Annotated in this window: 3 protein-coding genes; all 3 read left to right on the forward strand. The window is 72.7% G+C overall.

Going from position 1 to position 1,906, the window contains the following annotated elements; all coding sequences use genetic code 11:
• Positions 1 to 546, forward strand: a 546-nt coding sequence (locus AC30N0_RS13915) for a CBS domain-containing protein (RefSeq protein WP_489518503.1), incomplete at its 5' end; no start/stop codon positions are given.
• A complete protein-coding gene (locus AC30N0_RS13920) occupies positions 546 to 1,157 on the forward strand; it encodes a KdsC family phosphatase (RefSeq protein ID WP_489518504.1) in 612 nt (203 codons plus the stop codon). The genes AC30N0_RS13915 and AC30N0_RS13920, both read left to right, overlap by 1 nt.
• On the forward strand, positions 1,144 to 1,854 hold the full coding sequence (lptC, locus tag AC30N0_RS13925) for an LPS export ABC transporter periplasmic protein LptC (RefSeq protein ID WP_489518505.1): 711 nt from the start codon (positions 1,144 to 1,146) through the stop codon (positions 1,852 to 1,854). Before AC30N0_RS13920 ends, lptC begins: the two co-directional genes overlap by 14 nt.
• The last annotated feature ends 52 nt before the right edge of the window (positions 1,855 to 1,906 follow it).

Raw genomic sequence — 1,906 nt, forward strand, 5'->3', positions numbered from 1 at the left:
GTCGATCAGGAGGCTTGCCCGCTCAACCTGGCGCCCACGGCCAGCACGACGGCGCAGATGGCGCTCGGCGACGCCCTCGCTGTCGCCTTGCTCGATGCCCGGGGCTTCCGCGCCGACGACTTCGCCCGCTCGCATCCGGGCGGCAGCCTCGGCCGCAAGCTGCTGATGCACGTCGGCGACCTGATGCGCACGGGAGACGCCGTGCCGCAGGTCCGCCCGGGCGCCCTGATGTCGGAGATGCTGCACGAGATGACGGACAAGGGCCTCGGCTTCACGGCCGTTGTCGAGGCCGACGGTGCCGTCGCCGGCATCTTCACCGACGGCGATCTGCGTCGGTTGATCGAGACCGGTGCCGACCTGCGCGCCATGCGGGCGCACGAAGTGATGCACGCGACGCCGAAGGTGGTCCGGGCCGATGCGCTCGCCGTCGAAGCGGCCGCGCTGATGGAGCGCCATCGCGTCACCGGCCTGCTCGTCGTCGCCGACGACGGCCGCATCGAGGGCGCCATCAACACCAACGACCTGATGCGGGCAAAGGTCATCTGATGCGGGATCGCGCCGACGGCGAGCACGGGCCGGCGCTGCGCTTTCCGCCCGAGCTGCTCCTCGCCGCGCGCGGTGCCGGCGCCGGGGTCGCCGCGGCCATCTTCGACGTCGACGGCGTGCTGACCGACGGTCGCGTCTACATCGGCGCTGAGGGCGAGACCTTCAAGGCCTTCTCGACCCTCGACGGGCACGGCCTGAAGCTGCTCGCGCAGGGCGGCATCGTTCCCATCGTCGTGACCGGTCGCGATTCGCCGGCCGTGCGCCGGCGCGTCGCCGACCTCGGCCTCGTCCATGCCGCGTACGGCGCGGCTGACAAGCTCGCCGCGGCCACGCCGATCCTCGAGGCACTCGGGCTCGGCTGGGACCGCGTCGCCGTGATGGGCGACGACTGGCCCGATCTGCCGCTCATGCGGCGCGCCGTCTTCGCCTGCGCGCCGCCGCACGCGCACATCGAGGCGCGTGCCGTGGCGCACCACGTCACGCGGGCCGCCGCCGGCGTCGGCGCCGCGCGCGAGCTGTGCGACCTGCTCCTCGTCGCCGCCGGGCGCTATGCGGAGCTGCTGCTCGAACCGCTCCACACGCTCGATCGACCTGCCGATGGAGCGCGGTGAGCCGATCGTCTCGACCGACCACGCCGCGTTGGAGGACGACGACGAGGTCGACCTCAGCTTCGCCGGTCCCGAGCCGGTCGCGGCGGCACCCTGGTACCTGCGTCTGCTCGACCTCGCGTCGGCGTACCTGCCGCTGATCCTGATGGCCTTGCTCGCCGGCGGCACCTGGTGGCTGGTTCGCAACACGCCGCCCGACGATGCTCCAGCCACCGCGGCGGCTCCCGTGCACGAGCCGGACTACGTCATGACGCGCTTCGTGGTCCAGCGCTTCGGTGCCGACGGTGCGCTGCGCACGCAGATCGAGGGCGAGCGGGCCCGCCACTTTCCCGACGACGACACGCTCGAGATCGACCAGGCCCGCATCCGTGCCGTCGGCACCGACGGGACGGTGACCATTGCCACGGCCCGGCGGGCGCTGGCCAACGGCGACGGCAGCGAAGTGCAGCTGCTCGGCGACGCGCACGTCGTGCGGCCGGCAACCGGCAAGCAGGAGGCGGTCGAGTTCCGCGGCGAGTTCCTGCATGCCTTTCGCAACATCGAGCGCGTCCGCTCGCACCTGCCGGTCGTGATCACGCAAGGGGCCAGCGTGGTGCGCGCCCAGGGCATGGAGTACGACAACCTGGCGCGCGTGGTGGAGCTGAAGGGCCGCTCGAGCGCGACCTTCCTGACGCCACGGCGCAACGCCGGGGCGCCATGAGCGTGCAGGGCGGCCAGTGAGTGCGCGGCCGGAAGGCGGCCTCGTCTTCGTC

The organism is Rhizobacter sp. (genome assembly GCF_031412495.1).
Lineage (GTDB): Bacteria > Pseudomonadota > Gammaproteobacteria > Burkholderiales > Burkholderiaceae_C > Schlegelella_A.

Excerpts from the sequence above, each read along its gene's own strand:
- lptC (WP_489518505.1), top strand. The coding sequence starts at position 1,144 with ATGGAGCGCGGTGAGCCGATCGTCTCGACCGACCACGCCGCGTTGGAG.
- AC30N0_RS13920 (WP_489518504.1), top strand. The coding sequence starts at position 546 with ATGCGGGATCGCGCCGACGGCGAGCACGGGCCGGCGCTGCGCTTTCCG.